This is a genomic window from Brevirhabdus pacifica (assembly GCF_002797755.1).
Lineage (GTDB): Bacteria > Pseudomonadota > Alphaproteobacteria > Rhodobacterales > Rhodobacteraceae > Brevirhabdus > Brevirhabdus pacifica.
This window is the reverse complement of the sequence record NZ_PGFI01000011.1, coordinates 548902-574830: the sequence shown is the minus strand read 5'-3', so window position 1 is coordinate 574830 and position 25929 is coordinate 548902. Positions and strand designations below refer to the sequence as shown.

Sequence of the window (25929 nt, the reverse complement as noted above, 5' to 3'; positions counted from 1 at the left end):
GACCTATTCGCAAATGGGCTGCATGAAAAGGGGCATGGGCCCCGCACGCGCCTGCCGCATGCCGCCCGCACATGTTGCCGCGCACCACAGGCGGGTGCAGAGGGCCCCGGCAGGCAAGGACAGGGACCGCCGATCCCACCCGCCGGGCCGGATTTTCCTTGCCCGTGCCCTCCGGGCGTCGGAAACTCGACACCAGGCACCGGCCATGCATCTACGGGGCGTTCGCGGGCCATCGGCGGCCCGGCAACCGAAGGTCGCGCCACCGGTTGCGGCCGGAAGATTTCACATTCCCGTCTCAATCCGATGGTAATTTCGGAGGGCGGCACGGAAGGACCTGGGTGACCATGCAACGGACCATCGCGAATTTCGCCATCGCCACGCTGGCGCCCGGCTTCCTGCTGGCGCTTGCGGCGTTGTGGGGCGGGGCCTGGCCCTGGCTTGCGCTGTTCTCGGTCACACTGATGGGGCTGACGCTGGACGCCTTCGCGCGGGTGGACGACCCGGTTCAGACCCCCTCGCCCAAGGCGGCGGCAACCCTGCCGGTGGTCCTGGCGCTGGCGCATTTCGTGCTGTTGTTCCTGACCGTCGCCGCCCTTTCCGACGTGGTCCCCCCGGCCAAGGAGTTTGGCACCGGCGCCAATGTCGCCCTGTTCCTGGCGGCGGGGATCTACATGGGCCAGGTCTCGAACGCCAATGCACATGAGCTGATCCACCGCCCCGGCTTCCTGTCGCGCAAGCTGGGCACGCTGCTCTATATCTCGCTGCTGTTCGGGCATCACGCCTCGGCCCACCCGGCGGTGCATCATCGCCACGTGGCCACCCGGCGCGATCCCAACACTTCGCGCCTGAACGAAAGTTTCTATCGCTTCCTGCCGCGTGCCTGGATCGGGTCGTTCCGGGCAGGCCTCGCGGTCGAGAAGAAGCGCCTGCTGCGCCGTCAGCGTCGGGCCTGGAGTGCGGCCAACCCCTATTGGAGTTACAGCCTGGGCGCGCTGGCCTTCACCCTGCTTTTCGCGGGCATCGGCGGCTGGCGCGGGGCGCTGATCTATGTCGGCCTTGCCGCCTACGCCACGACCCAGCTTTTGCTGAGCGATTATGTCCAGCATTACGGCCTGCGCCGCCGGCGCATGGCCAACGGCCGGTGGGAGCCGGTGGGCCCGCAGCATTCGTGGAACGCGCCGCACTGGTTCTCGTCGATGATGATGATGAACGCGCCGCGCCATTCCGACCACCACGCCCACCCCGGCAAGGCGTTCCAGCACCTGTCGATGCCCGACGAGGGCGAGGCACCGCAGCTTCCCTTCAGCCTGCCGGTGATGGGGGCCTTGGCTCTGCTGCCGCGAAAATGGCGGCAGGTGATGAACCCGCGCGTCAAGGTCTGGCACGACCGGGCACAGCTTCAGCGGGCATAGGCCCCCCGACATCCGAATTCAGTCGAAAAGGCTGCCCTGCCCCGGCGGCGGGGCCTTGGGTTTGCGCGCGGGCGCGGGCGCGGGTTTCGCGGCCCGCTCCGCCTGCGCCGGGGCGGGTTCGGGCCGGGACGGGCCCTTGCCCCCCTGGCCGCTTCCGGTCCCGGGGGCGCCGGAGGTGACCGCCACGTCCAGGCGACCGTCGCGGAACTCGACCTCGAACCGGCCTGCGGCGGCGGCGGCGGCGCGGTCGGTCAGCACATGCTCGCCGCTGCGGATCACGGCATAGCCCCGACCCAGCGTCTCGACATAACCCAGGGTCTGGCGCAGGCGCTCGGTCGCCTCCAGCCGGTCCCGGCGGCGCCCCTGCGCCTGCTCAAAGGCCGCCCGCATGCGGTCATCCAGCCGGGCCAGCGCCTCGGCACGGTTGGCGATGTCGCGCCGCAGCTCGCGCGGGCGCAGCCCCGCCGACAGCTTGGCCAGGGCCGAGCGACGTTCGCGCAAGCCGGTGTCCAGGCACGGTCTCAGCCGCTCGGCAGCCTTGGAAAGCCGCTCTCCCTCTGCCCGCATCGCCCGGCGCAGGAGGCCAGGGCGCAGCGGCCCCGCGATCCCCTCCAGCCGGGTGCGCTTGTGCTGGGTGGCATGGCGCAGGGCGGATTTCAGGCGTTCCTCGGCCCCGTCGTTGCGTTGCCGGGCGCTGTCCAGCAGGCTTTCCAGCCGGGGCATGGCGCGGGCCAGATCGCCGGCCCGCTGGCGCCGCGTCGCGACCGCCTGGGCGACACAGCGCGACAGCCGCGCGCCCATCTGGTCCAGCCCGGCCATCAGCTCCAGCCGCACCGGGACGGCCAGTTCGGCCGCCGCCGTCGGCGTCGGCGCCCGGCGGTCGGCCACGTGGTCGATCAGCGTGGTGTCGGTCTCGTGCCCCACGGCCGAGATCACGGGGATCCGGCTGGCCGCGACGGCGCGCACGACCTCTTCTTCGTTGAACCCCCACAGATCCTCGATCGAGCCGCCGCCACGCGCCACGATCAAGAGGTCCGGCCGGGGCAGCGCGCCGCCCGGGGTCAGCGCGTTGAACCCTGCCAGGGCGCGGGCCACCTCGGGGGCGCAGCTTTTGCCCTGCACGGCCACGGGCCAGATCAGAACCTTGCGCGGGAAGCGGTCGCGCAGACGATGCAGGATGTCGCGGATCACCGCCCCCGAGGGCGAGGTCACGACGCCGATCACCTCGGGCAGGAAGGGCAATGCCCGCTTGCGCCCGGCATCGAACAGCCCCTCGGCCTGGAACATCTGGCGGCGCTTTTCCAGCAATGCCATCAGCGCGCCGACCCCGGCGGGGGCGATCTCTTCGATGACCATCTGGTATTTGGATTGGCCGGGGAAGGTGGTCAGCCGGCCGGTGGCGACGACCTCCATCCCCTCTTCGGGCTGGGTGGCCAGGCGGGAACAGACCCCTTTCCAGATGACCCCGGCAAGAACCGAACGGTCATCCTTCAGATCCAGATAGACATGCCCCGACCGGGGCCGCGAGACGCGCCCCACCTCGCCGCGCACGCGGACGCGGGCAAACTCCCCCTCGATCGAGCGTTTGACCGCGCCCGACAGTTCCGAGACGGTGAATTCCGGCGCGTTCTGCCCCGGTTCGGGATCGTCGATCAGATCGGACATCCGCCCTCGCTTGCTCTTGGCTCGGGGGCACCTTAGAACGCGGCAGATCCAAGGCCAAGACGAAGGGGCACGCCATGAACATCCTTATCCTCGGAGGCGGAGGGCGTGAGCACAGCCTTGCCTGGGCGATCCAGCAGAACCCGAAATGCGACCGGCTGATCGTGGCCCCCGGCAACGCCGGCATCGCCGAGATCGCGGAATGCGCCCGGCTGGACATCGAGGACGGCGGCGCGGTCTGCACCTTCGCCGAGGAGAACGCGGTCGATTTCGTCGTCATCGGCCCCGAGGCGCCGCTGGTTTCGGGCGTGGCCGATGCACTGCGCGCGGCAGGCATCCTGTGCTTCGGCCCCGACCGCGAGGCCGCGCGGCTTGAAGGCTCGAAGAGCTTCATGAAAGAGGTCTGCACCGCCGCCGGCGCCCCCACCGCCGATTACGCCCGCTTCACCGAGGCCGAGCCCGCACGCGCCCACATCCGCGAACAGGGCGCCCCGATCGTCATCAAGGCCGACGGGCTTGCCGCCGGCAAGGGCGTCATCGTCGCCATGACCGAGGACGAGGCGCTGGCAGCCGTCGACGAGATCTTCGGCGGTGCCTTCGGTTCTGCCGGCGCCGTCGTCGTGATCGAGGAGTTCATGGAGGGCGAGGAAGCGTCGTTCTTCGTGCTGTGCGACGGCACCGACGTGCTGCCCATCGGCACCGCCCAGGACCACAAGCGCGTCCACGAGGGCGACGAGGGCCCCAACACCGGCGGCATGGGCGCCTATTCCCCCGCGCCGGTCCTGTCTCCCGAGGTCGAGCAGCGCGCCCTTGACGAGATCATCCGCCCCACCGTGGCCGAGATGGCGCGGCGTGGCACCCCCTACTCGGGCGTGCTTTACGCCGGGTTGATGATCAAGGACGGCGCCCCCCGTCTGGTGGAATACAACGCCCGTTTCGGCGACCCCGAGTGCCAGGTGCTGATGATGCGCCTGGGCGCGCAGGTGCTGGACCTGCTGCTGGCCTGCGCCAGGGAGAAACTGTCGGATGCCCGGGTCAACTGGGCCGAGGATCACGCGATCACCGTCGTCATGGCGGCCCGGGGCTATCCCGGAAGCTATGCCAAGGGCGAGGTGATCGGCGGGCTGGAAGACCTGCCCGAGGACAGCATGCGCATGGTCTTTCACGCCGGAACCGTTCGCGAGGATGCCGCCAACGGGCGCGGCGCGCTGCTGTCCAACGGCGGGCGGGTCCTGAACGTCACCGCCCGGGGCGCCAGCCTGAAAGAAGCGCAGGCGCGGGCCTACGAGACCGTCGCGGGTATCGACTGGCCCGGCGGTTTCTATCGTCGTGACATCGGCTGGCGTGCGCTGACAGACTGAGGCGAAGGGCGGGGCCGCCGTTGCCCTGCCCGAACAGGCCCCCGCGGCACCTGGCGCCCCCTCAGGGGCAAGTCATCGCGGCCTTGAAATCGCCTGTCTGCTTGAGCGGACCAAGCCGGCGGTCCGTCACCTTCTGCCCGTCAAAGCGCAGGGCATGCAGGTTGCGCCACCCGGCGTCGGCGACGATCATCTCGGGCGGCTGGTCACCACACTGACGGATACCGCCCCAGATCTCGGCATCCCCGATGCGGTGGTTGGTGAAATCCTCGCGGATCGCGACCCGGGTCAATGCCTGGTGCTGGTAACGCCAGATCATCACGATCTTGGCTAGGTGGGGCCGGTCGACATAGGCAATCTCGACATGACCGTCGCCATCCAGATCCGCCGCCCCGATCGGCGACAGCCAACGGTTTGAGCGACCGATATGCGGGGTCGCGGCAATCTTGCCCTCGGCCCCGTAAACGGCAAGCTGTGCGCCCAGCGTGACCTCGGTCTCGACGACGATCACCTCGGGGGCGCCGTCGCCGTCCAGATCGGCCAGGCGGGGGGCGACATCCTCGAACACGCGCTCTTGCGGCAGGCGGATGCGGCGGGCGGTGCCGTCCGACATCTCCAGCACCAGCGCGCCCCACTCCTCGTCATCGCCCAGGATGCCGTGGGTGTAGCGCGTGGTCGGCTCTTCGTACCGGGCGGCGGTGACGGTGGGTTCGACCGGGTTCGAGATGACGCGGGGGGCGCTTTCGCCAGCGCCGGGCGCGCCCAGCAGCACAGCCCCCAGCAGGGCGGGGAGCATGTGCCGCATCCCCATCAGATCTGCTTCTCGGGCAGTTGCACGACAAGGCCGTCCAGCGCGTCGGTCACCTTGAGTTGGCAGGTCAGGCGCGATCGCTGGGTGTCGGGCTCGTAGGCGAAGTCCAGCATGTCCTCTTCCATCGAATCCTTGCCGGGCAGCCGGTCGACCCAGTCGGGGTGGACGTAGACGTGGCAGGTCGAACAGGCGCAGGCACCGCCGCAATCGGCCTCGATCCCCGGGATGGAATTGTCGCGCGCGCCTTCCATCACGGTCATGCCGTTGGCGACCTCAACCACGTGTTCGGTGCCGTTGTGTTCGATATAGGTGATTTTGGCCATCCAGTCCTCCGGGCGCGTCTTTCTTGGGGTTCGGTCTGATGTAGCGAGTGGGGGGGCCACCTTCCAGTGCGATTTGTGCACGATTCCGCAGTAAACGGTCACGAAATGGACCTGAGCGGTGCGGCGGATGGCGTGGACGGGTGTCGCGAGGCCCCGGGCGCGGGCCCAGGGGTCATCCGTCCCGGTCGCTGTCGGCCTGCCGTGCGTCCCCGCCCTGCGCCACTCCGCGCAGCGGGTCGCGGTCGGGATCCAGCACACCTGGGATGGCGCGGCACAGGTCCTCGGCCCCCGGGGCGGTAACGGCGACCAGTCGCCAATGCTCTTCATCCAGCAGGGCGCGCGACAGCTCTTCGCCGGGATCGACGCTTTGGTCTTGCGTCACCTCGATGCGGATGTAGCGGCCGGTTTCGCGGGCACGCAGGTGATACCCCTCGGGCAGGGCCGCGCGGATCCGCTCCACGTCGGGGTGGATATCGGCGCTGTCGAGGCAGCGCGGCGCCCCGTCCAGCAGCGTCGCGGTCGAGATGCGCAGGTTGCGCAGACCGTCGCGCAGCACGTCCGCCCCGATGATGCCGGCGGCCACCGCGTCGGCCCACCAGAACCCCAGCGCGATCCCGGCAAGCCCGGCCATCCCCGCCAGACCGGTCATCCAGTCGGCGGCGTTCATGTTTGCATCGGTATGCAGGACCTTGTCCTGAAGCTTGGCCGCAAGCTTCTTTTTCTTGTGGCCCAGGATCACCGGCGGGATCACCGAGTAGAGCAGCGCCGCCATCATGATCCAGCCCATCCAGACCTCCTGCCCCATCAGCGGGATGGAGGAGATTGTGGGATGCTCCTGCTTGATGAGGGTCAGGATGGCGTCATAGACCAGATAGCCGCCCATCGCGGCCAATGCCGCCGCCGACAGGAAGAACGCCAGCGATCCGGCCCGCTGGAACCCGTAGGGAAAGCGCCTTGTCGGCGCCCGCCGTTCCCAGCGCTGGGCCAGCAGGAACATGGCCGGGGGCGCCATGGACAGAAGATCCTCGATCCAGGCGGCCTTCATGGCCTGGCTGGAGCCCATCACCAGCCCCATGACGATCACGATGGTGCCCAGCCAGAACAGCGTCCACCATTCCAGCCGGCTGGCGCGGTCGAGATCGGCGCGCACCTCGTCAGGAAGGGGCGGGTTGTGCGAGGTGTCGCGGCCGTTGCCGCCCTGGTCATCACCGTGCATCTGCTGCCCCCCCGGCCGGTTGCGCCGCATCCTGCCGATCCGTCCGATCCAGCGTCTGCTGACCGGCGGTGGCCGCCCTGGTGCGGATGGCGGGGGTGCCCAGGGCGATATTCACCCGCTTGAGAAAACCGTTCTCGCCCGTGCGCACCAGGGCGATGCGCTTGTGGGAGTCCTCGCCGATGCGGACCGAGCCGAAGTCGCGGGTCGCGGCGGCATGGGTGGCAAGGGCGGTGTTGGAGGGCACGTCGCCGATCAGCAGGTGGACCGAGCCGCTTTCCAGCTCGGCCATCAGCACGTCTGGGGCGGCGTTCATCAGGCGGGGGGAGGCATCGAATTCCTGCGCGACGGCGGCAACGGCGGCGCGGTCGGTCTCGCCCAGGCGCGCGGTCAGCAGGCCGACGACCAGCTCGGCGCCCTGCACCCGGTCGGTGGTGCCTTCGGGGTCCAGAGGAAGCTGGCAGGCCGCAAGCAGGCCGAAGACCAGGAGTGCCACGACCTTCCGCATTCTCGTTCCACTCCACCCGTTGCTGATCGTGGCCTCAACGCCGCCAGTTGCACCCGGTTCCGCCCCTCCCGTCATGTCGCACGGGCCACAGCGGCGGACCGCCGGGCGATGCCCCTGCGCCCGGCCTATCGCGGCAAGGGTAAAGCGGGTATCATCGGCCCGCCCCGCCGTGGCCCCTGTCGCGGCATGGGCCAACAAGACGGCGACACCGGCGCGCCCCGCCCGCACTAGCGGCACGCGGGCAAGGCCGTGGGCGACCGGTAACGGGACGGCAGGCAAGACGCAGATGATGACGCATGCAAGCAAGACGGGGCTGTTTCTGGCCCTTGGCCTGGCGGCCGGCTGCGACGGGCCGGGCCGAACCACTGCCTTTGTCGAGGGGATCGCCCCCATTGTCAGCCGGTCGCGCGACAGCGTCGGCGAGGCGGGCCTGATCCTGCGCCCCGAGGGGGCCGCGCCCGACAGCTGCTGGACCCGCGACGTCGAACCCGCGATCATCGAGTCGGTGACCGAGCAGGTCGTCGTGCAGCCGCCCGAGATCGGCAGCGATGGCGGCGTCCGCGCCCCCGGCATCTACCACACAGAAACCCACCAGCGGATCGTGCGCCCGCGCCGCGAAAGCTGGTTCCAGATCCCCTGCCCCGACCAGATGACGCCGGCCTTCGTCGCCTCGCTTCAGCGGGCCTTGCAGGCGCGCGGCCTCTATACCGGGGCGGTCACGGGCCAGATGGACGTCGAGACGAGGCGCGCCGTGCGCCGCTTCCAGACCCAGCGCGGGGCCGAGACGGCCGAGATTACCCTGGACGGCGCCCGCGCCCTGGGCCTGTCGCCCGATGATTTCGGACCGCGCCCGGGCGCCGAGGGCTGACCCCCAAATTCCTGCCGGTCACCATGAAAAGACCCGCCGCGCGACATCTCGCACGGCGGGTCATGTTCGTTGGTCGTGGCGGCCGGGGATCCCGGCCCCCGGTCACTCGCCCAGGGCAAGCGCCACGAAGCGCGGCTCACCATCGCGGCGGACCAGAAGCAGGATCGTCTTGCGGCCAGCCTCGCGGGCGGCGTCGATCTGATCTTCAAGATCAGCGACCTCGGACACCTTCTGCTGGCCGGCCTCGGAGATCAGGTCACCCGCGCGCAGGCCCTTCTCGTAGGCTTCGCTTTCCGGGTCGACATCGCGCACGACCAGGCCCTGGGCCGATTTCGGCAGCTCCAGGTCGGCACGCAGCGGGTCCGTCAGGGGCGAAAGGCTGAGTCCCAGCACCTCGGCGACCTCGGGCTCGGCGGGCGTGTCGGCGTCGGGGCCGTCACCGGCCACCGGGATCGCCTCGGCATCCTCGCGGCGGCCCAGCGTGACCTTCAGGGTCTGGGTCTTGCCACCCCGGAAGACAACAACGCGGACGGCCTTGCCGACCTCGGTATTGCCGACGACGCGCACCAGTTCGCGGGTGTCCGCGACATCCTTGCCGTCGAAGGACTGGATGACGTCACCGGCGGCCATGCCTGCATCCTTGGCCGGGCCGTCGGGCACATCCGTCACCAGCGCACCGGCGGCCTTGGCGAGGCCCATCGCCTCGGCCACGTCGTCGGTCACGTCCTGGATGCGCACGCCCAGCCAGCCGCGCCGGGTCTCGCCAAACTCCTTGAGCTGGTTGACCACTTTGGTCACCACCGCCGAGGACATGGCAAAGCCGATCCCGATCGAGCCGCCGTTGGGCGACAGGATCGCGGTGTTCACGCCGATCACCTCGCCGTTCATGTCGAACAGCGGCCCGCCCGAGTTGCCCCGGTTGATCGCGGCGTCGGTCTGGATGAAATCGTCATAGGTGCCCGAAAGCGCCCGGTTACGGGCCGAGACGATGCCCGCCGAAACCGAGAAGCCCTGGCCCAGCGGGTTCCCCACGGCCATCACCCAGTCGCCCACGCGGGCCACATCCGAGTCGCCGAAGCTGACGAAGGGCAGAGGCGCGTCGGCCTCGACCTTCAGCAGAGCGATATCGGTTTTGGGGTCGGTGCCGATCACCTTGGCCTCAAGCTCACGACCGTTGAAGAACTCGATCGTGATCTGGTCGGCCTTGTCGATGACGTGGTTGTTGGTGACGATGAAGCCGTCCTCGGAAATGACAAAGCCCGAGCCCAGCGCCTGACTGCGGCGGGGCCGCTGGCCGTCACCGCGATTCTGGCGGTCCATGAAGTCGCGGAAGAAATCCTCAAGCGGGGAGCCTTCGGGAACCATCGGCGCGGGGCCGGGGCCGGTGGTGGCCACCGTGGTCGAGGTGGTGATGTTGACCACCGCCGCGCTGACCTTCTCGGCCAGGTCGGCGAAGCTTTCGGGCGCGGCGCGGGCCTTTGCCTCCATCACCTGGAACAGGGCCAGCGCCAGTCCCAGAACCAGTGCCAGAAACAGCCGCATGGGCTGGGTTGTGGGTCGTGTCCGGGTGATGACTTTTGCTTCCACGCCTTGATCCTCCTCATTCAAGTCTGTGCCGGCAGATCGCGGGCGCCTGCCTGCCGGCCAATAATTCCACTTGCTGCCGAAAGGGCAAGCAAAGACCGGGGCGCCGGGGACGCCGCGGGATGAATTCCCCGTGAGAGGAACGTCGTGCGGCGGCCCGCGTGGGGTCCAGGTGGCGCGCCCCGCCCCTCCTGGCGCGGCGATGTCCCTCTCCGCTTTCGCGGCGCGGCCCGGTGGGAGCCCCGTGCGCCGCGTTCCGCGCGGCAGCCGTTGTCCGTTATCTAGGCACCCATTCCGATCCAGACAATGACCAGCCCCGTCAGCATCGCCGAAATCCCCAGCAGGCGCCGGGTCTCGCGCGGCATTTGCGCGATGAGGCGCACCAGCTCCTCCATACGCGAAGGGGCCAGTGCGAACACCAGCCCCTCGAAGAAGATCGCGATGCCCAGGGCGGTGACGAAGGTCTCGGCCATCCGTCGCCCCCCGGCCTATTGTGCCGGTGTGCCGGGCACCAGCGGCCGGGTCTCGGTCCCGCCCGTGGTGTTTCCGGTGTCCCCGGCCGGATCACCGGCCTGGGTGCCCGTATCAGTGCCCGTGCCCGTATCAGCGCCCGTGCCCGTATCAGCGCCCGTATCGGTGCCGGCATCAGCGGCAGGCGCCGCGTCCTGGTTGGCCGGCTCTTCGCCCGCCGCCTCTTCCGAGGGGGCGGCATCCTGCGCCGCAGGCTCAACCACCGCCGCCCGACCCGAGGCCGAGGGGCGTTCGCTGCCGGTCGCCGACCGGCCGCTGTCCGAGCGCAGGTAGTCGAAGAACTCGCTGTCGGGCGACAGGACCATGGTCGAGTTCTGCCCCTGAAGCGCCTTCTTGTAGGCGTTCAGCGAACGATAGAACTCGAAGAACTCGGGATCGCTGCCGAAGGCCTCGCCGAAGATCGCGTTGCGGCGGCCGTCAGCCTCACCACGGGCGATCTCGGCCTCGCGCCGGGCGTCCGAGACCAGCTCGACCACGGTGCGGTCGGCCTGGGCGCGGACCCGCTGGGCGGCTTCTTCGCCGCGGGCGATCTCGTCGGCGGCCTCGCGCTCGCGCTCGGCGCGCATCCGGGCGAAGGTGGCCTCGAGGTTCTGCTCGGGCAGGTCGGTGCGCTTGAGGCGGACGTCGATGATGTCGATACCCAGCGCGCGCGCTTCGGCGATGGCCGCGTTGCGGATGCGCAGCATCAGCGCCGCCCGGTCCGAGGACAGGATGTCGTTGGACGAAACCGAACCCAGAACTTCGCGGGTTTCGGCCCGCAGGATCCGGTCCAGACGGTCTTCGGCCGCACGGATGCCGCCGCCGCCGACAGCCTGACGGAACTGTTCGACATCGACGATGCGGAAGCGTGCGAAGGCGTCGACCACCAGGCGGCGGTCGTCCAGCGGCGTCACTTCCAGCGGGTCGATGTCGCGGCTGAGGATCCGGTCGTCATAGCGCACGACTTCCTGGATGAGGGGGATCTTGAACGCCAGGCCCGGCTCGGCCTTGACGTCGACCACCCGCCCGAACTGGAGCACCAGCGCGCGCTCGCGCTCGTCCACGATGAAGACCGATGACAGCAGCGCGATCAGCGCAACCACCGCGACGGGCAGAATGAAGGCAGTGCGGCGCATCAGTTGGCCCCTTCCGTGTTACGCGGCGTGCGCGGGGTTGCGGACTCGGTGTTGGCACCGGTGCGGCCGCGGCCAAGCTCGTTCAGCGGCAGGTAGGGCACGACGCCCGATCCCTTGCCGGCCCCGGTGTCGTCGAGGATGATCTTGTCCACGTCGCCCAGCACCTCTTCCATCGTCTCCAGGTAGAGACGCTTGCGCGTGACCTCGGGGGCGCGGCGATACTCGGTCAGGACCGCGCTGAAGCGCGACGCCTCACCCTCGGCCTCGTTGACGACGCGGGCGCGATAGGCCTCGGCCTCTTCGAGAACCTGCGCGGCCTCACCCCGTGCGCCGGCGAGGACGCGGTTGGCATAGGCATCGGCCTGCTTCTCAAGACGGTCGCGGACCTGCTCGGCGGCCTGGACCTCGCGGAAGCTGTCGATGACCTCGCGCGGGGGGTCGGCCTTGTCGAAGTTGACGCGGACGACATTGATGCCGCTGTCATAGCTTTCCAGCGTCGCCTGGATCAGGTCCTGCAGCCGGTTGGCGATAGCACCACGGTCACGGTTCAGGATCGGCGCCAGTTCGGACTGGGCGATGATCTCGCGCATGGCCGATTCGGAGACCGCACGGATCGTCTGCTGCGGGTCGCGCAGGTTGAACAGGTACTTGGCCGGGTCGTTGATGTTCCAGACGACCTGGAAGTCGATGTCGACGATATTCTCGTCGCCGGTCAGCATCAGGCCCTGGTCCAGACGGTTGCCGCGGCCGACACCGATATCCTCGGTCTGTTCGCGGGTGACCGAAACCACCTCGTAGGTGACCACGGGCCAGGGGGCGAAGTTCAGACCCGGCGTGCCGGTGGAGCTGTATTCACCAAGGAAAAGTTCGACCGACTGCTCTTCGGGGCGCACCGTGTAGAACGAGGCGAACAACCAGGCGGCCACTGCCGCCAGCGCGATCATCCCGATGGTGCCGCGACCCATGGTCGGGCCGCCGCCGCCCTGGGGGGTGCCGCCATTGCCGCCGCCCTTGCCGCCCATGAGGACGCGCAGCTGTTCCTGTCCCTTTTTCATGATCTGGTCGATCTCGGGGATCTGGGGGCCCTCGCCGCGCGGCGGGCGTCCGCCGCCGCGATTGCCGCCACCCTGTCCGCCGCGGTTACCGCCCGAGCCACCGCTGCCCGATCCGCCGCCGCCCCAGGGGCCGCCGTTATTGCTAGCCATACGGGTTGGTCCTCTCTTCACTCGAAGCGTTCATCTTCTTTTCAATCGTCGTCACTTGCAACCTATGCGGCTTCTGCCGGTGGCCGCAACAGCCCGACGGTGCGGAACCCGCTGACATTTCGGTCAGCGACCCGCCCCGCCGGGGAAATTCGCCCACCCGTCAGATCGTGCGGGTCGGGGCCTTCATCGTGACCAGCTCCTCGGCCATTGTGGGGTGGACGGCACAGGTGCGGTCGAACTCCTCCTTGGTGGCCCCCATCTTCACCGCGATGCCGACAAGCTGGATCATCTCGCCGGCCTGATCGGCCACGATGTGACAGCCCAGCACCTTGCGCGTGTCCTTCTGCACCAGAAGCTTCATCAGCACCCGGTCGGAACGCCCGGCGAAGGCGCGGTGCATCGGCTTGAAGCGGGTGGTGTAGACCTCGACGGGGCCATGCTCGGCGGCCTCTTCCTCGGTCAGGCCCACGGTGCCCATCTCGGGCTGGGTGAAGACGGCGCTGGGAACCAGCGCGTGATCCACCGGGGTCGGGCGGCCGTGGAAGACCGTCTCGACGAAGGCCGCGCCCTCGCGGATCGCGACCGGGGTCAGGTCGATCCGGCCGGTGACATCGCCCACCGCGTAGACCGAGGGCACCCCGGTCTGCGAAAACTCGTCAACCAGGATCTCGCCGCGCTTGCCCAGCGCGACGCCCAGTTCCTCCAGTCCCATGTTCTCGGTATTGGGGTGACGCCCGGTGGCGAAGAAAACCTGATCGTATTCCTCGGCGGTGCCGTCGGTGGCATGGGCGCGCACGCGACCGTCGTCCAGCTTTTCCAGCCGGGTGACATTGGTGTTGAGCCGCAGGTTCACGCCCCGCTCGACGATCTGTTCCTGCACGAAGAGGGCGGTTTCGGTGTCGAAGCCGCGCAGGATCTGCTCGCCGCGGTAGAACTGGGTCACCTCGGTGCCAAGCCCGTTCATGATGCAGGCGAACTCGCTGGCGATGTAGCCGCCGCCCACGATCAGCATCCGTTTGGGCATGTGCGGCATCAGGAAGATGTCGTTCGAGGTGATGCCATATTCGGCCCCCTCGATCGGCGGCAGCACGGGGCGACCACCGGTACAGACCAGGATGTGCCGGGCACTGAAACGCTCGCCCGTGGACAGGCGCACGGTATGGGCGTCCTCCAGCACGGCGCGGGCGTCGAAGACCTCGACCCCGGCCTTGGCCAGCGTGTTGCGATAGGCCGCCTCGAGGCGGTCGAGCTCGCGGTTCATGTGGCCGGCGAAGGTCTCCCACTGGAAAGGTCCGGTGCTGAGTTCCCAGCCGAAGTTGCGCGCATCATCCACCACGCTCGAATAGCCCGACGCGAAGACCATCAGCTTCTTGGGCACGCAGCCGCGGATGACGCAGGTCCCGCCCATGCGGTATTCCTCGGCCAGCCCGACCCGCGCGCCGGCTTCGGAGGAGGCCAGGCGTGCGGCACGGACGCCACCGGAGCCGCCGCCGATGACAAACAGATCGTAGTCGAAAGTCATGGAAGTCCTTCTCAGTCAGATAGGTCCTGGAACAGGTTGTCCTCTTCCAGGATGTCGATGCGTTCGTTCTCGACCGTCCCGTTGTTGATGTCCCGCACCTCGACACGGCCGTCCTGATGGCCGATCACCAGCACGTCGCAGATGTCGATGAACAGGCCGTTCTCCACCACCCCGGGGATCTGGTTCAGCACCAGGCTCAGCTGGCTGGGCTTGGCGATCCGGCGCAGGTGTAGATCCAGGATATAGTTGCCCTCGTCCGTGATGTAAGGCTCGTCGACATTCATGCGCAGGGAGCATTCGCGCCCCATCACGTCCATGTTGATCAGCGTCTCCTCGATCAACAGCTTGGTGGTCTGCCAGCCGAACTTGATGACCTCGACCGGCAGGGGGAAGGCGCCCAGCGTCTCGACCTGCTTGGTGATGTCGGCGATCACGATCATCTGGTCCGAGGCGGTGGCGACGATCTTCTCCTGCAACAGCGCGCCGCCGCCGCCCTTGATCAGGTTGAGCTGCGAATCATACTCGTCGGCGCCGTCGATGGTCAGGTCCAGCCAGCGCGTCTCTTCCAGGGTCGCGACGGGCACGCCCACCTGCTGGGCCAGGTCGTAGGTCCGGCGCGAGGTCGGAACCCCGGTGATCTTCAGCCCCTCCTCGCGGATACGCTCCCCCAGGCAACGCACCATCCACGCCGCGGTGGAGCCGGTGCCAAGCCCGACCCGCATCCCGTCCTTGACGTAGTCGACGGCGCGCTTCGCGGCCAGGAACTTGGCCTTGTCGGAAGGGGAAAGATCTGCGGGCATGGAACACCTCCGGATTTGTTTGGCGCACTATAGGCCCAAGCCGCCGGGGCTGCGAGGTCGGATTTCGCGTCAGAACGCCCCGGCCGTTCCGCGCCCTCACATCCGTCCGACAGGGGCCTGCGGCATTTGCGGGCACTCCCCCTGCCGCCCCGCCCCGAAAAGGGTCGCTTTCGGACAAGCCCGCGCCGTCGCGCCCCGCCATTTGGTAACGAACACCGCCGCCCCTCTAGTGGTGCGAACGCATCCCCGGGCCCCCCGGCCCCGCAAGTCCGAAAGCCCGTCCATGTTCCTGAGCGTCTTCGACATCTTCAAACGCGGCATCGGCCCCTCGTCCTCGCACACGATGGGTCCGATGGTGGCGGCGGCGCGTTTCTTGGCGGACCTGCGCGACTGTCCCTTCACCATCGCGGGGGTGGGTGCGTCGCTGCATGGCTCGCTGGCCTTCACCGGGCGCGGTCATGCCACCGACAGGGCGGTAATCCTGGGCCTTTCGGGCCTGACCCCCGTCACTTGCGATCCCGAGACCGCCGAACCGCTTCTGGCCGAGGTCACGGCCCGGCGTCAGGTCACCCCCGAAGGACTGCCGCCGCTGGCCTTCGACCCTGCAAACGATCTGGTCTTCGACTACGGCCCGCCCCTGCCCGGCCATTCCAACGGCCTGCGTTTCTGGGCGCTGGACGGCCAGGGCGACCGGGTGTTGCAACGGACCTACTACAGCATCGGCGGCGGTTTCGTGCTGTCGGAAGACGAGCTGGAGGGCGCCCGCGCCGACGAGGACGCAGCCACAAGCCCCGCCGCCGTGCCCCACCCCTTCACCTCGGCCGAAGAGATGCTGAGCATGGCCGCAAGTTCCGGCCTGACCATCGCGCAGATGAAGCGCGCCAACGAGCTGGCGTCGATGTCCGCCGGCGAGCTGGATCGCGGCCTTGAGGAGCTTGCCCGTTCCATGCACGACTGCATCGACCGCGGGCTTGCGGCCGAGGGCATCCTGCCCGGCGGGCTGGGGGTGCGGCGCCGGGCCGGCACCATCCACCGCGCCCTGCTGGCCGAGCAGGGGCGCAACCTGACCGCGCCGCACACGGTCAACGACTGGATCGCCACCTACGCCATGGCGGTGAACGAGGAAAACGCAGCCGGCGGTCAGGTTGTCACCGCCCCCACCAACGGGGCGGCGGGCGTGCTGCCGGCGGTGCTGCGCTACTGGCTGGATTTCGTGCCCCAGGCGACGCCTGCGCGCAGCGCGGAATTCCTGCTGACGGCGGCGGCCATCGGCGGGATCATCAAGACCAACGCCTCGATCTCGGGGGCCGAATGCGGCTGCCAGGCCGAGGTGGGATCGGCCGCGGCCATGGCGGCGGCGGGGCTTTGCGCCGTCCTGGGAGGCAGCGCGGCCCAGGTCGAGAACGCCGCCGAGATCGCGCTGGAGCATCACCTGGGCATGACCTGTGACCCGGTGCGCGGCCTGGTGCAGGTCCCCTGCATCGAGCGCAACGGCCTGGGCGCGATCAAGGCCGTCTCGGCGGCCTCGCTGTCCCTGCGGGGCGACGGGGCGCATCTGGTGCCCCTGGATGCGGCGATCGAGACCATGCGCCAGACTGGCCGGGACATGAGCGAAAAATACAAGGAAACCTCTTTGGGGGGGTTGGCCGTTAACGTACCGAACTGCTGATCCCGATCCGATGACGGAGCGCCGGACAGCACCCATGCCGGAGGCCCCATGACGGATCACCCCACCCCCCGGGCGCAGGCCCCGGACACGCCCGCCGCTGGCAAAGACGCGCACCGGCATGACGACGACCGGGGGCACGGCAAAGGCAAGGGGCACGACCACGCGCCGGGCCATTCCCATGACCACGCCAAGATCGACAGCCCCGCCCGCGAACGCGCCGTGGCGTGGGCAGCACTTCTGACAGGCGGCTTCATGCTGGCCGAGGTGGCCGGGGGACTTGTCTCGGGCTCGCTGGCGCTTCTGGCCGATGCCGGGCACATGCTGACCGACTTTGCCTCGCTCATCCTTGCGTGGCTGGCCTTCCGTATCGCCCGCCGCCCGGCCGACTGGAAACGCACCTTCGGGTTTGATCGCTTCTCGGTGCTGGCGGCCTTCGTCAACGGCATATCGCTCTTCGCCATCGCCCTGTGGATCCTGATCGAGGCGATCCGCCGCTTCCGCGATCCCGTCGAGGTGATGGGCGGTCTGATGCTTTGGGTCGCGCTGGGCGGGCTGGTGGTCAACCTGCTGGCCTTCTGGGTGCTGACCCGCAGCGACGACAGCGACAACCTCAACGTCCGGGCGGCGGCGCTGCATGTGGCGGGGGACCTTCTGGGCTCTGTCGGGGCGCTGGTGGCCTCGATCGTCATCATCTTCACCGGCTGGACCCCGATCGACCCGATCCTTTCGGTGCTGGTGGCGGCGATCATCCTGCGCTCGGCCTGGCGGGTGGTGCGCGAAAGCGGTCACATCCTGCTGGAGGGCACCCCCAACGGCACAGACCCCCGCGCCATCGCCCGCACCGTCCAGGAGGCCATCCCCGAGCTGGTCCGCCTGCACCATATGCACGCCTGGTCGATCACCCAGGAACGGCCCATGTTCACCGCCCAGGCCCAGATCGACCCCGGGGCACACCCCGAGGAGGTCCGCGACCGCATCCGCGCGATCCTCAAAGAGAAATTCGGCTTCGACCACGTGACGATCGAGGTGGAGCGGCTGGCGCCCGGAACCGGCGCCGGCGCGCCGCAGGGCGAACCGGGGGCGCCGACCACCGGCACACCCCCTGGCCACGCCGCCTGAGGGGCGTTCACCAGCCCGTGGGCGCGGCCATGACCGCCATCGCCTGGCGCAGGGCGTTCTCCCCCCGCCAGGCGCCGTCCCCCGCCCCGCGCTCCAGCAGCACGACCAATCCGGGGTCCGAGACGCTCAGGCTGACGGGCCCGGTGACCCTGTTCGAGGTGCCGATACGCCCGTTGGGCGACAGGTCCAGCCCGTCCAGCGGCCATTCCAGTCCCCGGCTTTCGGCCCGAAGCGGCACCATCGGGAAAAGCGACAGGCGGCTGCCGGGCGCAAGCTCCATCCGCATCTGCCGGGGCGCGAGGAAGACGATATCATCCTCGGCGATCACCACGATGCGGCGGGCCGGGTTCCGCACCAGCGTGCTGATCGTTGCGAGCGTGTGGTCCAGCCGCGCGCCGCTGACGCCCAGGCAAAGCAGAAGCGCGTCGGGCAGAACCTCAAGCGCCTTGTCCAGGTCGGTGCTGTCCTGATCGGGCGTGCACAGGATCCTCCCTTCGCCCAAATGCGCGCGCGCCTCGGCACCCAGGCTGTCGAGGTCGCCGGTGACCAGCGCAGGGGTATGTCCCAGTTTAATCGCCTGGTCCCCGCCCCCGTCCAAACCGACCAGAATCGGAGCTTCCAGTAGGGCGCGGTTAAGGTCGGCCGGACTAGCCTTCCCTGCGCCCAATAGTGTCATCTGTGTGACGTCGCGAACAATTCGGGGTATCATGCCGGAATTGATGACAAGCCCCGCAACAAAGCACAATCAAACCGTGCCGAATCGAGTCGAATTTTCGCAAAACCTTTGGGTCGCCCCCGACAAAAGGACTAAACTGACCATGCTGGGTAGCGAGGAAGCGAGCAAACGATGGTTAGTGTGAGTAAAATTCTAACGGTTTCCTACGGAACATTCTCCTGCACACTGGAGGGTTTCGACGAACCGTTCACGACAATGAAGGCGATTGCCGAATATTTCAGGGATCTGGCCGCGGAGGACCGTTATTTCGGTGCCGAACCGCCCGTGCCGGATGCCGACATGCTGCACCGGATCGCCGAGAACGCGATCCAGAAGCGGGTCAGCGCCCAGCTTGGCGACAATTCCGTCACCCTCCGCCCCAGCCAGGAGGATGATGGAGAGGGTGCCCAGGCCGCGCCCGCCGCGCAAGCCGCCAGCGACACCCCCGCCACCGCAGAGGCACCTGCCAAGACGGCAGAGGCCACCGTCGCCAAGGCGTCCGACGCCGACAACCTGAACACCGCCGCCGCGGTCGACCCGTCCATCACCGCCCGCGAGGCGCTGGCCGACGATGCGTCCGATGGCGAAAGCGACAGCATCAGCGGCGACGAGATCGAGGATGCGCTGGCCGCACGCCGCGCCGACCGGACGACGCCCGAGGCCGAAACCGCCGCCACCCCCGCCACCGACATCCCCGCCGAAGCCAGCGATGAAGGCTACGAGGAGGAAGAAGTGGACGCCGCCGATCCGGTCAATGCGCCGATCGTCGAAAGCGTGGCCGAAAAGCTGGCGCGCATCCGCGCCTCCGTCGCGTCAGACCGCGCCGCGCGCAGCCGCCCCGCCGAAGAACCCCAGCCGACCGAAACCCCGGCCTCTGACGCGACGCCCGAGCAGGCCGCCGCCGAGGACACGCCCGAGGAGGTCGTCACCGAGTCGGTGATCGAAGAGACCGAGATCACCGTTTCCGAGACGGTCGAGACCTTCCATATCGACGCTGACGCCCAGGACGAGGACGAAGGCGAAGACGAGATTGCCGCCTGGGCCGATGCCGAAGAGACGGCCTCCGAAGAGGACGTTGCGGCTCAGGACGATGTGCAGGACGAGGCGGAGGGCGGCGATGCCGACGACGCGGCCATCCTGGCGGCGCTGGGCTCGCTGGAAAGCGACGCGGCGCCCGAAGTCGAGGCCGAAGCAGAGGCCGAGGAAGTGGTCGCTGAGGACACAGCCGAGGAGCTGCCCGCCGAAGAAATCGCCGAGGAGACTGCCCCCGAGGTTGCTCTGACCGATGGGCAGACCAGCGACGAGGCCGATCTATCGGACGTGATCGGCGCCGCCATGGGCGACACCACCGAGGTCGAGGAAACCGAGGAAGTCGCCGCGTCTGACGCCGAAGAAGAGGTTGCGGCCGAGGACGACACCCCCGCCACGGCCGGGCACGAGTTCGAAGATGCTCTGGCCGCCGCGCTGGACGACGAGATCGCCGGCGCCGAGCAGCCCGAGATCGTTGCGCAGGATGACACCGCCACCGAAGCAGAGGTGACCGAGGTTGCGGCCAAGACCACGGCCGAGGCAGCGGATGAGGCATCGGACGAGGGCACCGAAGACGCCGCCGAGAAAGGTACCGAAGTGTCCGAGGCCGCGATCACGCCCAGCGCCTCGGACCTGGTGCAGATGCGCCGGGTGCGGGTTCTGAAGGTGCGCCGCTCGGTTGTCGAAGGTGCCGAGGCCAAGGCCGAGGCACGCGCGCTGACCGGCGAGGAGGATGACCGCGAAGGCGACCGCGTCGCCCTGCCCCTGCGCGAACAGTCGGGCCGCGCCCGCCTGGCCCAGATCGGCATCGCCCATGACGGCCCCGCGGTGGAGCGTATCATCGCCGCCACCAACGACCGCCTGCAGGAGGATGACAACCGCCGCCGCGTGAACGCGATCTCGCATCTCAAGGCCGCCGTCGCCGCCACCAATGCCGAGCGCAAGGCGCGCGGCGGTGCCGCCGTCGCCGCCGACGAGGCCGCCGACTACCGTCAGGACCTCCAGCAGGTCGTGCGCCCCGACCGCGCCGCCCGCGCCGCGATCCGCGCCATGGCACCGGCCGAGAAACAGGCCGTCGCATCGACCGCCGAAGAGATGCAGGCCGAGCCCGAGGCGCCGCGCGAACGTCCCGCACCCCTGGTGCTGGTGTCCGAGCAGCGTATCGACCAGCCCAGCAACCACGCGCTGGAGTTGCTTCAGAAGCGCCGGATCATGACCGGCGGCGCTGAGCGCGCGACCCACGAAGAGCTGGCCAATGCGCAAAGCTTCACCGAGTTCGCCGAGGAACTGGGCGCCTCCGAGCTGACCGACCTGCTGGAAGCCGCCGCCGCCTACGTCTCCTTCGTCGAGGGGCGGCCGCATTTCACGCGCCCCCACATCATGGGCCACGTGGCACAGGTTCAGGCCGATCGCGGATATTCGCGCGAAGATGGGCTGCGGTCCTTCGGCACCCTTCTGCGCAATGGCGCGATCCGCAAGCTCAAGCGCGGTCAGTTCGTCATCGCGGAAGACAGCAAGTTTGCTCCCGAGGCCCGCTACGCCGGGGAGTGACGGGGAACCCGGGGACCGTTGTGGGTTGCTCGCACATGGCAGGCCCCGGGAACGGGAAAGGCGACCGGGGATCCGGTCGCCTTTTTCATTTCCAGCAGGGTGTGTTGCGGTCGGTCCCGGCCCGCGCTCAGGCGTCGGGGGGCGGTTTTCCGATCCCCCGGAACACCGCCCGGAAGGGCAGCGCCCAGACGATTCCCAGCACCACGTAGACCAGAAGCTCCAGCCACAGCGGCGGGCGGTCCAGCAGCGACAGCACGGTGACGGCCACCACCACATAGGCCGGTAGGCCCAGCAACAGTATAAGCAGCGCCAGGCGCCGCCGTGCCTTGTATCCCAGCGCCATCAGTCGGCGAAGGGGTCGGTGACCAGAATCGTATCCTCGCGCTCGGGCGAGGTCGACAGCAGCGCCACCGGGCAATCGATCAGCTCTTCGACGCGACGCACGTATTTGATCGCGTTGGCGGGCAGATCGGCCCACGACCGCGCACCTTCGGTGCTTTCGCTCCAGCCGGGCATGGTTTCGTAGACCGGGGTGCAGCGGGCCTGCTGATCGGCGGCGATGGGCAGGTGGTCCAGCCGCTCTCCGTCCAGCTCGTAGGCGACGCAGATCTTCAGCTCGTCGAAGCCGTCCAGCACGTCGAGCTTGGTGAAGGCAATGCCGTTGACGCCGCTGGTGGCGCAGGTCTGGCGCACCAGCACCGCGTCGAACCAGCCACAGCGGCGCTGGCGGCCGGTGACGGTGCCGAACTCGTGGCCCCGCTCGCCCAGACGCTGGCCGTTGGCGTCGTTCAGCTCGGCCGGGAAAGGACCCTCGCCGACGCGGGTGGTGTAGGCCTTGACGATGCCAAGCACGAAATCGATCGAGCCGGGGCCGATGCCGGTGCCGGTGGCCGCCTGTCCCGCGATCACGTTCGACGAGGTGACGAAGGGATAGGTGCCGAAATCGATGTCCAGAAGCGCGCCCTGCGCACCTTCGAACAGGATCCGCTTGCCGGCCTTGCGCTTCTCATTAAGCACCTTCCACACCGGGGCGGCATAGCGCAGCACTTCGGGCGCGATCTCGCGCAGGGAGGCCAGCAGCGCATCGCGGTCCACCGGCTCAAGGCCCAGACCGCGGCGCAGGGCGTCGTGATGCACCAGCGCGCGGTCGACGCGCAACTCCAGCGTGGCGGCGTCGGCCAGATCGGCGACCCGGACCGAGCGGCGCCCGACCTTGTCTTCGTAGGCCGGGCCGATGCCGCGGCCGGTGGTGCCGATCTTGGCGACCGAGGCCTGGGATTCGCGGGCGCGGTCCAGCTCTCCGTGGATGGGCAGGATCAGCGGCGCGTTCTCGGCCACCATCAGCGTCTCGGGGCTGATCTCGACGCCCTGCTCGCGCAGCTTGGCGATCTCGGACACCAGATGCCAGGGATCCAGCACCACGCCGTTGCCGATGACGCTCAGCTTGCCCTGGCGCACGATGCCCGAGGGAAGCAGGCTCAGCTTGTAGACCTCGCCGTCGATGACCAGCGTATGGCCGGCGTTGTGCCCACCCTGGAACCGCGCGATCACGTCGGCCCGCTCGCTGAGCCAGTCCACGATCTTACCCTTGCCCTCGTCGCCCCATTGCGCGCCGACAACCACCACGTTGGCCATATCTCAATCTCCTGGGGGATGAAAAACCCGCGCCCGTATAACGCCCCCCGCAGCGGGGGGAAACAGCGAATCCGTCCGATTCCGGCGCGCGCGGGCCGCAATATGCCGCGCCCCGCCCCTCCACGCCCCCGCGCCGGCCAAGATTGGCGATGTCCGGGGCGGCGCAGGCACCGGCGTATTCCTTGCCCATACGCGCGGCGCGCGCCCATGCACGGGCGAGGAGTTGGGCGCGGGCACAGGTCGCCGCCCGTTCAGGGGCGCGCGCCGGGACGCCCCACCGCCGCCGATCACCGCCGATCAACGGCCCGATCGGGGGTTGCGATATGGGCCGCAAGCTTCTAGACACCGCCTGTTGCAACGCAAAGGGTTCGCCCCATGGAAAACGTGGTTCTCGTCATTCATCTGCTTCTGGCCATGGCCCTGATCGGGGTCGTGCTGCTGCAACGGTCCGAGGGCGGCGGCCTGGGGATCGGCGGCGGGGGCGGCGGTGTCGTGTCGGGCCGCTCGGCTGCGACGGCGCTGGGCAAGATCACCTGGTTCCTGGCGGCGGGCTTCATCGCGACATCCATCACGCTGACAATCTTTGCGGCACAGAATTCGGCAGGTCAGTCGGTCATCGACCGGCTGGGCGCCCCGGCCCCCGCGGCCGAGTCGGGCGCCACCGACGGCGCGCTGCCGCCGGCATCGGATCTGCTTCCGCCCTCCAGCGGCAGCTCGGGCTCGGCCACGCCGCTGACGCCGCCGCGCGCCGAGTAGGTAGGGCGAAATCACCACTATGGTTTGTTGGCCGGGACCTTGGTCCCGCCAACATGTTGCGGTTCGCTTGCGGGGGCGCCGCGAATCCCATATGATTCAAATCCCGTGATACTGTCGTTTCCGCCCTGGCGGTTCGGCCGGTCGGAAATCTGGATTCACGGGGGTAACCGAGCATATGGCACGGTTCGTTTTCATCACGGGTGGGGTTGTTTCGTCGTTGGGCAAAGGCCTGGCATCGGCGGCGCTTGGATCGCTTCTGCAGGCGCGCGGCTTCTCGGTCCGTCTGCGCAAGCTTGACCCCTATCTCAACGTGGACCCGGGCACGATGTCGCCCTTCGAGCATGGCGAGGTCTTCGTCACCGACGATGGTGCCGAGACCGACCTCGACCTTGGCCATTACGAGCGTTTCACCGGCGTCGCCGCCCGCAAGACCGACAGCGTCTCCTCGGGCCGGATCTATTCCAACGTGCTGGAGAAGGAGCGTCGCGGCGACTACCTGGGCAAGACGATCCAGGTCATTCCCCACGTCACCAACGAGATCAAGGACTTCATCTCCATCGGGGAGGACGAGGTCGATTTCATGCTGTGCGAGATCGGCGGCACCGTCGGCGACATCGAAGGCCTGCCCTTCTTCGAGGCGATCCGTCAGTTCGCCCAGGACAAGCCGCGCGGGCAATGCATCTTCATGCATCTCACGCTGCTGCCCTGGATCGGTGCCTCGGGCGAGCTGAAGACAAAGCCCACCCAGCACTCGGTCAAGGAGCTGCGTTCGATCGGGATCGCGCCGGACATCCTGGTCTGTCGCTCGGACAAGCCCATCCCCGAGAAGGAGCGCGAGAAGATCGCCCTCTTCTGCAACGTCCGCAAGGAGGACGTGATCGCCGCGCCCGACCTGCGCTCGATCTACGAGGCGCCTCTGGCCTATCACCGCGAGGGGCTGGACCAGGCGGTTCTGGACGCCTTCGGCATCCACCCCGCGCCAGCGCCCAACTTGTCGATCTGGGAAGACGTGGCCGACCGGGTCTTCAACCCCGAGGGCGAGGTCCGCGTCGCCATCGTCGGCAAGTACACCCAGCTTGAGGATGCCTATAAATCCATCGCCGAGGCGCTGACCCACGGCGGCATGGCCAACCGGGTCCGCGTCAAGATCGAGTGGATCGACGCCGAGATCTTCGAGCGCGAGGATCCCGCCCCCCACCTGGAACGGTTCCACGCCATCCTGGTGCCCGGCGGCTTTGGCGAACGGGGCACCGAGGGCAAGATCAAGGCCGTAGAGTTCGCCCGCACCCGCAAGGTCCCCTACCTGGGGATCTGCCTGGGCATGCAGATGGCCGTGATCGAGGCCGCCCGCAACGTCGCCGGCATGACCACCGCCGGGTCCGAGGAGTTCGACCACGAGGCGGGCGAGAAGCGGTTCGAGCCGGTGATCTTCCACCTCAAGGAATGGATCAAGGACAACGAGACGATTGCCCGCACCGTGCTGGACGACAAGGGCGGCACCATGCGCCTGGGCGAATACGACGCCACGCTGACCGAAGGCTCGAACGTGGCCTCGGTTTACGGCACCCGCCACATCAAGGAACGCCACCGCCACCGCTACGAGGTCGACATCAAGTACCGCGAAGCGCTGGAGAAGGTCGGGCTGTGCTTCTCGGGCCTGTCGCCCGACGGCCGCCTGCCCGAAATCGTCGAGTGGAAGGACCATCCGTGGTTCATCGGCGTGCAGTTCCACCCCGAGCTGAAGTCCAAGCCCTTCGCGCCCCATCCCCTGTTCCGCGACTTCATCCGCGCGGCCAAGGATACCTCGCGCCTGGTCTGACTTGCGAATGGGCGCGAAATTGCGCGCCTGTTCCTCCCTTCTGTTCCGCCGCGAAAATGGGGCGGGCCAAGGTGGGATCGCCCCCTTTCCCTTGGCTCGGGCCGCGCTATAGTCCCGCCATGTTCGCAGATCTTCTCAGCCGCCTGGCAGGCTCCGGCGACCGCCCCCTGCCCCGCCCAGACGCCCGGCTTGCGCTCGCCGCGCTGCTGGTCCGCATCGCCCGTTCGGACGGCCAATACGACACCGCCGAGGTCGAGCGTATCGGTCGCATCCTGGCCGAACGCTATGGCCTGTCGGATGCCGAGGCCGCCGAGCTTCGCACCCAGGCCGAATGCCTCGAAGCCGAGGCCCCTGACACCGTCCGCTTCACCCGCGAGATCAAGGATCACGTCCAGCTTGAGGACCGCGCCGCCGTGATCGAGGCGCTGTGGGACGTGGTGCTGGCCGATGGCACCCGCGACCATGAGGAGGACGCGCTTCTGCGGCTGGTGGTGAACCTGCTGGGCATCTCGGACCGCGACAGCGCCATCGCCCGCCAGAAGGTGCAATCGCGCCTCGACGGCTGACCACCGCCCCCGGGGCTGCCACCCCCCCCCCGCGGGACGGCCCCCTTGGGGACAGTGGCGCCTGCGCCGCGACCATCGCCCGCGCCCCCTGTCTTTCCCCAGCCGCGCCCTTCCCCTTGCCCCCGGGGTTCGCTAAGGAACGGCAAACCGTCCACCCC

Annotated in this window: 23 protein-coding genes; 9 read left to right on the top strand and 14 right to left on the bottom strand. The window is 68.7% G+C overall.

What is annotated here, in order from left to right; genetic code table 11:
• Positions 1-344: 344 nt before the first annotated feature.
• Positions 345-1412, top strand: a complete 1068-nt coding sequence (locus CLV77_RS02930) for an alkane 1-monooxygenase (RefSeq protein ID WP_076979332.1) — start codon at positions 345-347, stop codon at positions 1410-1412.
• A gap of 18 nt (positions 1413-1430) precedes the next feature.
• On the opposite strand, the gene xseA is transcribed toward CLV77_RS02930, so the two are convergent.
• Positions 1431-3077, bottom strand: a complete 1647-nt coding sequence (xseA, locus tag CLV77_RS02925; RefSeq protein WP_076979333.1) for an exodeoxyribonuclease VII large subunit — start codon at positions 3075-3077, stop codon at positions 1431-1433.
• Positions 3078-3151: 74 nt separating this feature from the next.
• Here xseA and purD point away from each other — a divergent pair, with 74 nt between their 5' ends.
• Complete coding sequence (gene purD / locus CLV77_RS02920) at positions 3152-4435, top strand: phosphoribosylamine--glycine ligase (RefSeq protein WP_076979334.1); 1284 nt, start codon at positions 3152-3154, stop codon at positions 4433-4435.
• Between the two features lie 61 nt (positions 4436-4496).
• On the opposite strand, the gene CLV77_RS02915 is transcribed toward purD, so the two are convergent.
• The 4 genes from CLV77_RS02915 to CLV77_RS02900 all read right to left on the bottom strand — a co-directional run bounded on the left by CLV77_RS02915 (position 4497) and on the right by CLV77_RS02900 (position 7287).
• Positions 4497-5228, bottom strand: coding sequence for an FG-GAP repeat domain-containing protein (locus tag CLV77_RS02915; RefSeq protein WP_076981013.1), 732 nt, complete (start codon positions 5226-5228; stop codon positions 4497-4499).
• 14 nt (positions 5229-5242) lie between these two features.
• Positions 5243-5566: a 2Fe-2S iron-sulfur cluster-binding protein gene (locus CLV77_RS02910; RefSeq protein WP_076979335.1), complete on the bottom strand. Its 324-nt coding sequence runs from the start codon at positions 5564-5566 to the stop codon at positions 5243-5245.
• A 172-nt stretch (positions 5567-5738) separates the two neighbouring features.
• The gene (locus CLV77_RS02905) at positions 5739-6782 is read right to left on the bottom strand and encodes a cation diffusion facilitator family transporter (protein ID WP_083707904.1); all 1044 of its coding nucleotides are present in this window, start codon (positions 6780-6782) and stop codon (positions 5739-5741) included.
• Positions 6772-7287 (bottom strand): hypothetical protein, encoded by a 516-nt coding sequence (locus CLV77_RS02900; RefSeq protein ID WP_076979337.1) that lies wholly within the window; start codon positions 7285-7287, stop codon positions 6772-6774. The genes CLV77_RS02905 and CLV77_RS02900 overlap by 11 nt, the downstream gene beginning before the upstream one ends.
• 289 nt (positions 7288-7576) lie before the next feature.
• On the opposite strand from CLV77_RS02900, the gene CLV77_RS02895 reads away from it, so the two are divergent.
• Complete coding sequence (locus CLV77_RS02895) at positions 7577-8155, top strand: peptidoglycan-binding domain-containing protein (RefSeq protein WP_076981014.1); 579 nt, start codon at positions 7577-7579, stop codon at positions 8153-8155.
• Positions 8156-8257: 102 nt separating this feature from the next.
• Here the strand turns inward: CLV77_RS02895 and CLV77_RS02890 are convergent, their stop codons facing one another.
• From CLV77_RS02890 to rpiA, 6 genes are all read right to left on the bottom strand, one after another.
• On the bottom strand, positions 8258-9697 hold the full coding sequence (locus CLV77_RS02890) for a Do family serine endopeptidase (RefSeq protein WP_076979338.1): 1440 nt from the start codon (positions 9695-9697) through the stop codon (positions 8258-8260).
• A gap of 323 nt (positions 9698-10020) precedes the next feature.
• Positions 10021-10212, bottom strand: coding sequence for a DUF2065 domain-containing protein (locus CLV77_RS02885; RefSeq protein ID WP_076979339.1), 192 nt, complete (start codon positions 10210-10212; stop codon positions 10021-10023).
• A 15-nt stretch (positions 10213-10227) separates the two neighbouring features.
• Positions 10228-11385, bottom strand: coding sequence for a protease modulator HflC (gene hflC, locus CLV77_RS02880; protein WP_083707710.1), 1158 nt, complete (start codon positions 11383-11385; stop codon positions 10228-10230).
• Positions 11385-12590, bottom strand: coding sequence for an FtsH protease activity modulator HflK (gene hflK / locus CLV77_RS02875; protein WP_076979340.1), 1206 nt, complete (start codon positions 12588-12590; stop codon positions 11385-11387). The genes hflC and hflK overlap by 1 nt, the downstream gene beginning before the upstream one ends.
• Before the next feature lie 160 nt (positions 12591-12750).
• Positions 12751-14112 carry a glutathione-disulfide reductase gene (gene gorA, locus CLV77_RS02870; protein ID WP_076979341.1) on the bottom strand — a complete coding sequence of 454 codons (1362 nt, stop codon included), beginning with the start codon at positions 14110-14112 and terminating at the stop codon, positions 12751-12753.
• An 11-nt stretch (positions 14113-14123) separates the two neighbouring features.
• Positions 14124-14912, bottom strand: a complete 789-nt coding sequence (gene rpiA, locus CLV77_RS02865) for a ribose-5-phosphate isomerase RpiA (RefSeq protein ID WP_076979342.1) — start codon at positions 14910-14912, stop codon at positions 14124-14126.
• Between the two features lie 283 nt (positions 14913-15195).
• On the opposite strand from rpiA, the gene CLV77_RS02860 reads away from it, so the two are divergent.
• Complete coding sequence (locus CLV77_RS02860) at positions 15196-16581, top strand: L-serine ammonia-lyase (protein ID WP_076979343.1); 1386 nt, start codon at positions 15196-15198, stop codon at positions 16579-16581.
• A 48-nt stretch (positions 16582-16629) separates the two neighbouring features.
• Positions 16630-17700: a cation diffusion facilitator family transporter gene (locus CLV77_RS02855; RefSeq protein WP_076979344.1), complete on the top strand. Its 1071-nt coding sequence runs from the start codon at positions 16630-16632 to the stop codon at positions 17698-17700.
• Between the two features lie 7 nt (positions 17701-17707).
• On the opposite strand, the gene CLV77_RS02850 is transcribed toward CLV77_RS02855, so the two are convergent.
• On the bottom strand, positions 17708-18376 hold the full coding sequence (locus CLV77_RS02850; protein ID WP_170043944.1) for a thiamine diphosphokinase: 669 nt from the start codon (positions 18374-18376) through the stop codon (positions 17708-17710).
• A 255-nt stretch (positions 18377-18631) separates the two neighbouring features.
• Between CLV77_RS02850 and CLV77_RS02845 the strand changes: the two genes are divergently transcribed.
• Entirely contained in the window at positions 18632-20995 is a 2364-nt protein-coding gene (locus tag CLV77_RS02845) for a midas domain-containing protein (protein ID WP_076979345.1), read from the top strand.
• A 127-nt stretch (positions 20996-21122) separates the two neighbouring features.
• On the opposite strand, the gene CLV77_RS02840 is transcribed toward CLV77_RS02845, so the two are convergent.
• Together CLV77_RS02840 and CLV77_RS02835 are read right to left on the bottom strand one after the other, a co-directional pair.
• Positions 21123-21338 (bottom strand): DUF2842 domain-containing protein, encoded by a 216-nt coding sequence (locus CLV77_RS02840; protein ID WP_076979346.1) that lies wholly within the window; start codon positions 21336-21338, stop codon positions 21123-21125.
• Entirely contained in the window at positions 21338-22630 is a 1293-nt protein-coding gene (locus CLV77_RS02835) for an adenylosuccinate synthase (RefSeq protein ID WP_076979347.1), read from the bottom strand. The genes CLV77_RS02840 and CLV77_RS02835 overlap by 1 nt, the downstream gene beginning before the upstream one ends.
• 375 nt (positions 22631-23005) lie before the next feature.
• Between CLV77_RS02835 and secG the strand changes: the two genes are divergently transcribed.
• The 3 genes from secG (at position 23006) to CLV77_RS02820 (ending at position 25771) form a co-directional block, all read left to right on the top strand.
• Positions 23006-23386, top strand: a complete 381-nt coding sequence (gene secG, locus CLV77_RS02830; protein WP_076979348.1) for a preprotein translocase subunit SecG — start codon at positions 23006-23008, stop codon at positions 23384-23386.
• Between the two features lie 175 nt (positions 23387-23561).
• Positions 23562-25205 carry a CTP synthase gene (locus CLV77_RS02825; protein WP_076979349.1) on the top strand — a complete coding sequence of 548 codons (1644 nt, stop codon included), beginning with the start codon at positions 23562-23564 and terminating at the stop codon, positions 25203-25205.
• Positions 25206-25324: 119 nt separating this feature from the next.
• A complete protein-coding gene (locus tag CLV77_RS02820; protein WP_076979350.1) occupies positions 25325-25771 on the top strand; it encodes a tellurite resistance TerB family protein in 447 nt (148 codons plus the stop codon).
• The last annotated feature ends 158 nt before the right edge of the window (positions 25772-25929 follow it).

Coding starts and splice junctions, on each gene's coding strand:
- CLV77_RS02915 (WP_076981013.1), bottom strand. CDS start 5,228: ATGCTCCCCGCCCTGCTGGGGGCTGTGCTGCTGGGCGCGCCCGGCGCT.
- CLV77_RS02840 (WP_076979346.1), bottom strand. CDS start 21,338: ATGGCGCTGGGATACAAGGCACGGCGGCGCCTGGCGCTGCTTATACTG.
- CLV77_RS02910 (WP_076979335.1), bottom strand. CDS start 5,566: ATGGCCAAAATCACCTATATCGAACACAACGGCACCGAACACGTGGTT.
- CLV77_RS02825 (WP_076979349.1), top strand. CDS start 23,562: ATGGCACGGTTCGTTTTCATCACGGGTGGGGTTGTTTCGTCGTTGGGC.
- CLV77_RS02855 (WP_076979344.1), top strand. CDS start 16,630: ATGACGGATCACCCCACCCCCCGGGCGCAGGCCCCGGACACGCCCGCC.
- CLV77_RS02900 (WP_076979337.1), bottom strand. CDS start 7,287: ATGCGGAAGGTCGTGGCACTCCTGGTCTTCGGCCTGCTTGCGGCCTGC.
- CLV77_RS02820 (WP_076979350.1), top strand. CDS start 25,325: ATGTTCGCAGATCTTCTCAGCCGCCTGGCAGGCTCCGGCGACCGCCCC.
- CLV77_RS02930 (WP_076979332.1), top strand. CDS start 345: ATGCAACGGACCATCGCGAATTTCGCCATCGCCACGCTGGCGCCCGGC.
- purD (WP_076979334.1), top strand. CDS start 3,152: ATGAACATCCTTATCCTCGGAGGCGGAGGGCGTGAGCACAGCCTTGCC.
- hflK (WP_076979340.1), bottom strand. CDS start 12,590: ATGGCTAGCAATAACGGCGGCCCCTGGGGCGGCGGCGGATCGGGCAGC.
- CLV77_RS02835 (WP_076979347.1), bottom strand. CDS start 22,630: ATGGCCAACGTGGTGGTTGTCGGCGCGCAATGGGGCGACGAGGGCAAG.
- CLV77_RS02905 (WP_083707904.1), bottom strand. CDS start 6,782: ATGCACGGTGATGACCAGGGCGGCAACGGCCGCGACACCTCGCACAAC.
- CLV77_RS02895 (WP_076981014.1), top strand. CDS start 7,577: ATGACGCATGCAAGCAAGACGGGGCTGTTTCTGGCCCTTGGCCTGGCG.
- secG (WP_076979348.1), top strand. CDS start 23,006: ATGGAAAACGTGGTTCTCGTCATTCATCTGCTTCTGGCCATGGCCCTG.
- CLV77_RS02850 (WP_170043944.1), bottom strand. CDS start 18,376: ATGACACTATTGGGCGCAGGGAAGGCTAGTCCGGCCGACCTTAACCGC.
- CLV77_RS02890 (WP_076979338.1), bottom strand. CDS start 9,697: ATGCGGCTGTTTCTGGCACTGGTTCTGGGACTGGCGCTGGCCCTGTTC.
- rpiA (WP_076979342.1), bottom strand. CDS start 14,912: ATGCCCGCAGATCTTTCCCCTTCCGACAAGGCCAAGTTCCTGGCCGCG.
- CLV77_RS02860 (WP_076979343.1), top strand. CDS start 15,196: ATGTTCCTGAGCGTCTTCGACATCTTCAAACGCGGCATCGGCCCCTCG.
- gorA (WP_076979341.1), bottom strand. CDS start 14,112: ATGACTTTCGACTACGATCTGTTTGTCATCGGCGGCGGCTCCGGTGGC.
- hflC (WP_083707710.1), bottom strand. CDS start 11,385: ATGCGCCGCACTGCCTTCATTCTGCCCGTCGCGGTGGTTGCGCTGATC.
- CLV77_RS02845 (WP_076979345.1), top strand. CDS start 18,632: ATGAAGGCGATTGCCGAATATTTCAGGGATCTGGCCGCGGAGGACCGT.
- CLV77_RS02885 (WP_076979339.1), bottom strand. CDS start 10,212: ATGGCCGAGACCTTCGTCACCGCCCTGGGCATCGCGATCTTCTTCGAG.
- xseA (WP_076979333.1), bottom strand. CDS start 3,077: ATGTCCGATCTGATCGACGATCCCGAACCGGGGCAGAACGCGCCGGAA.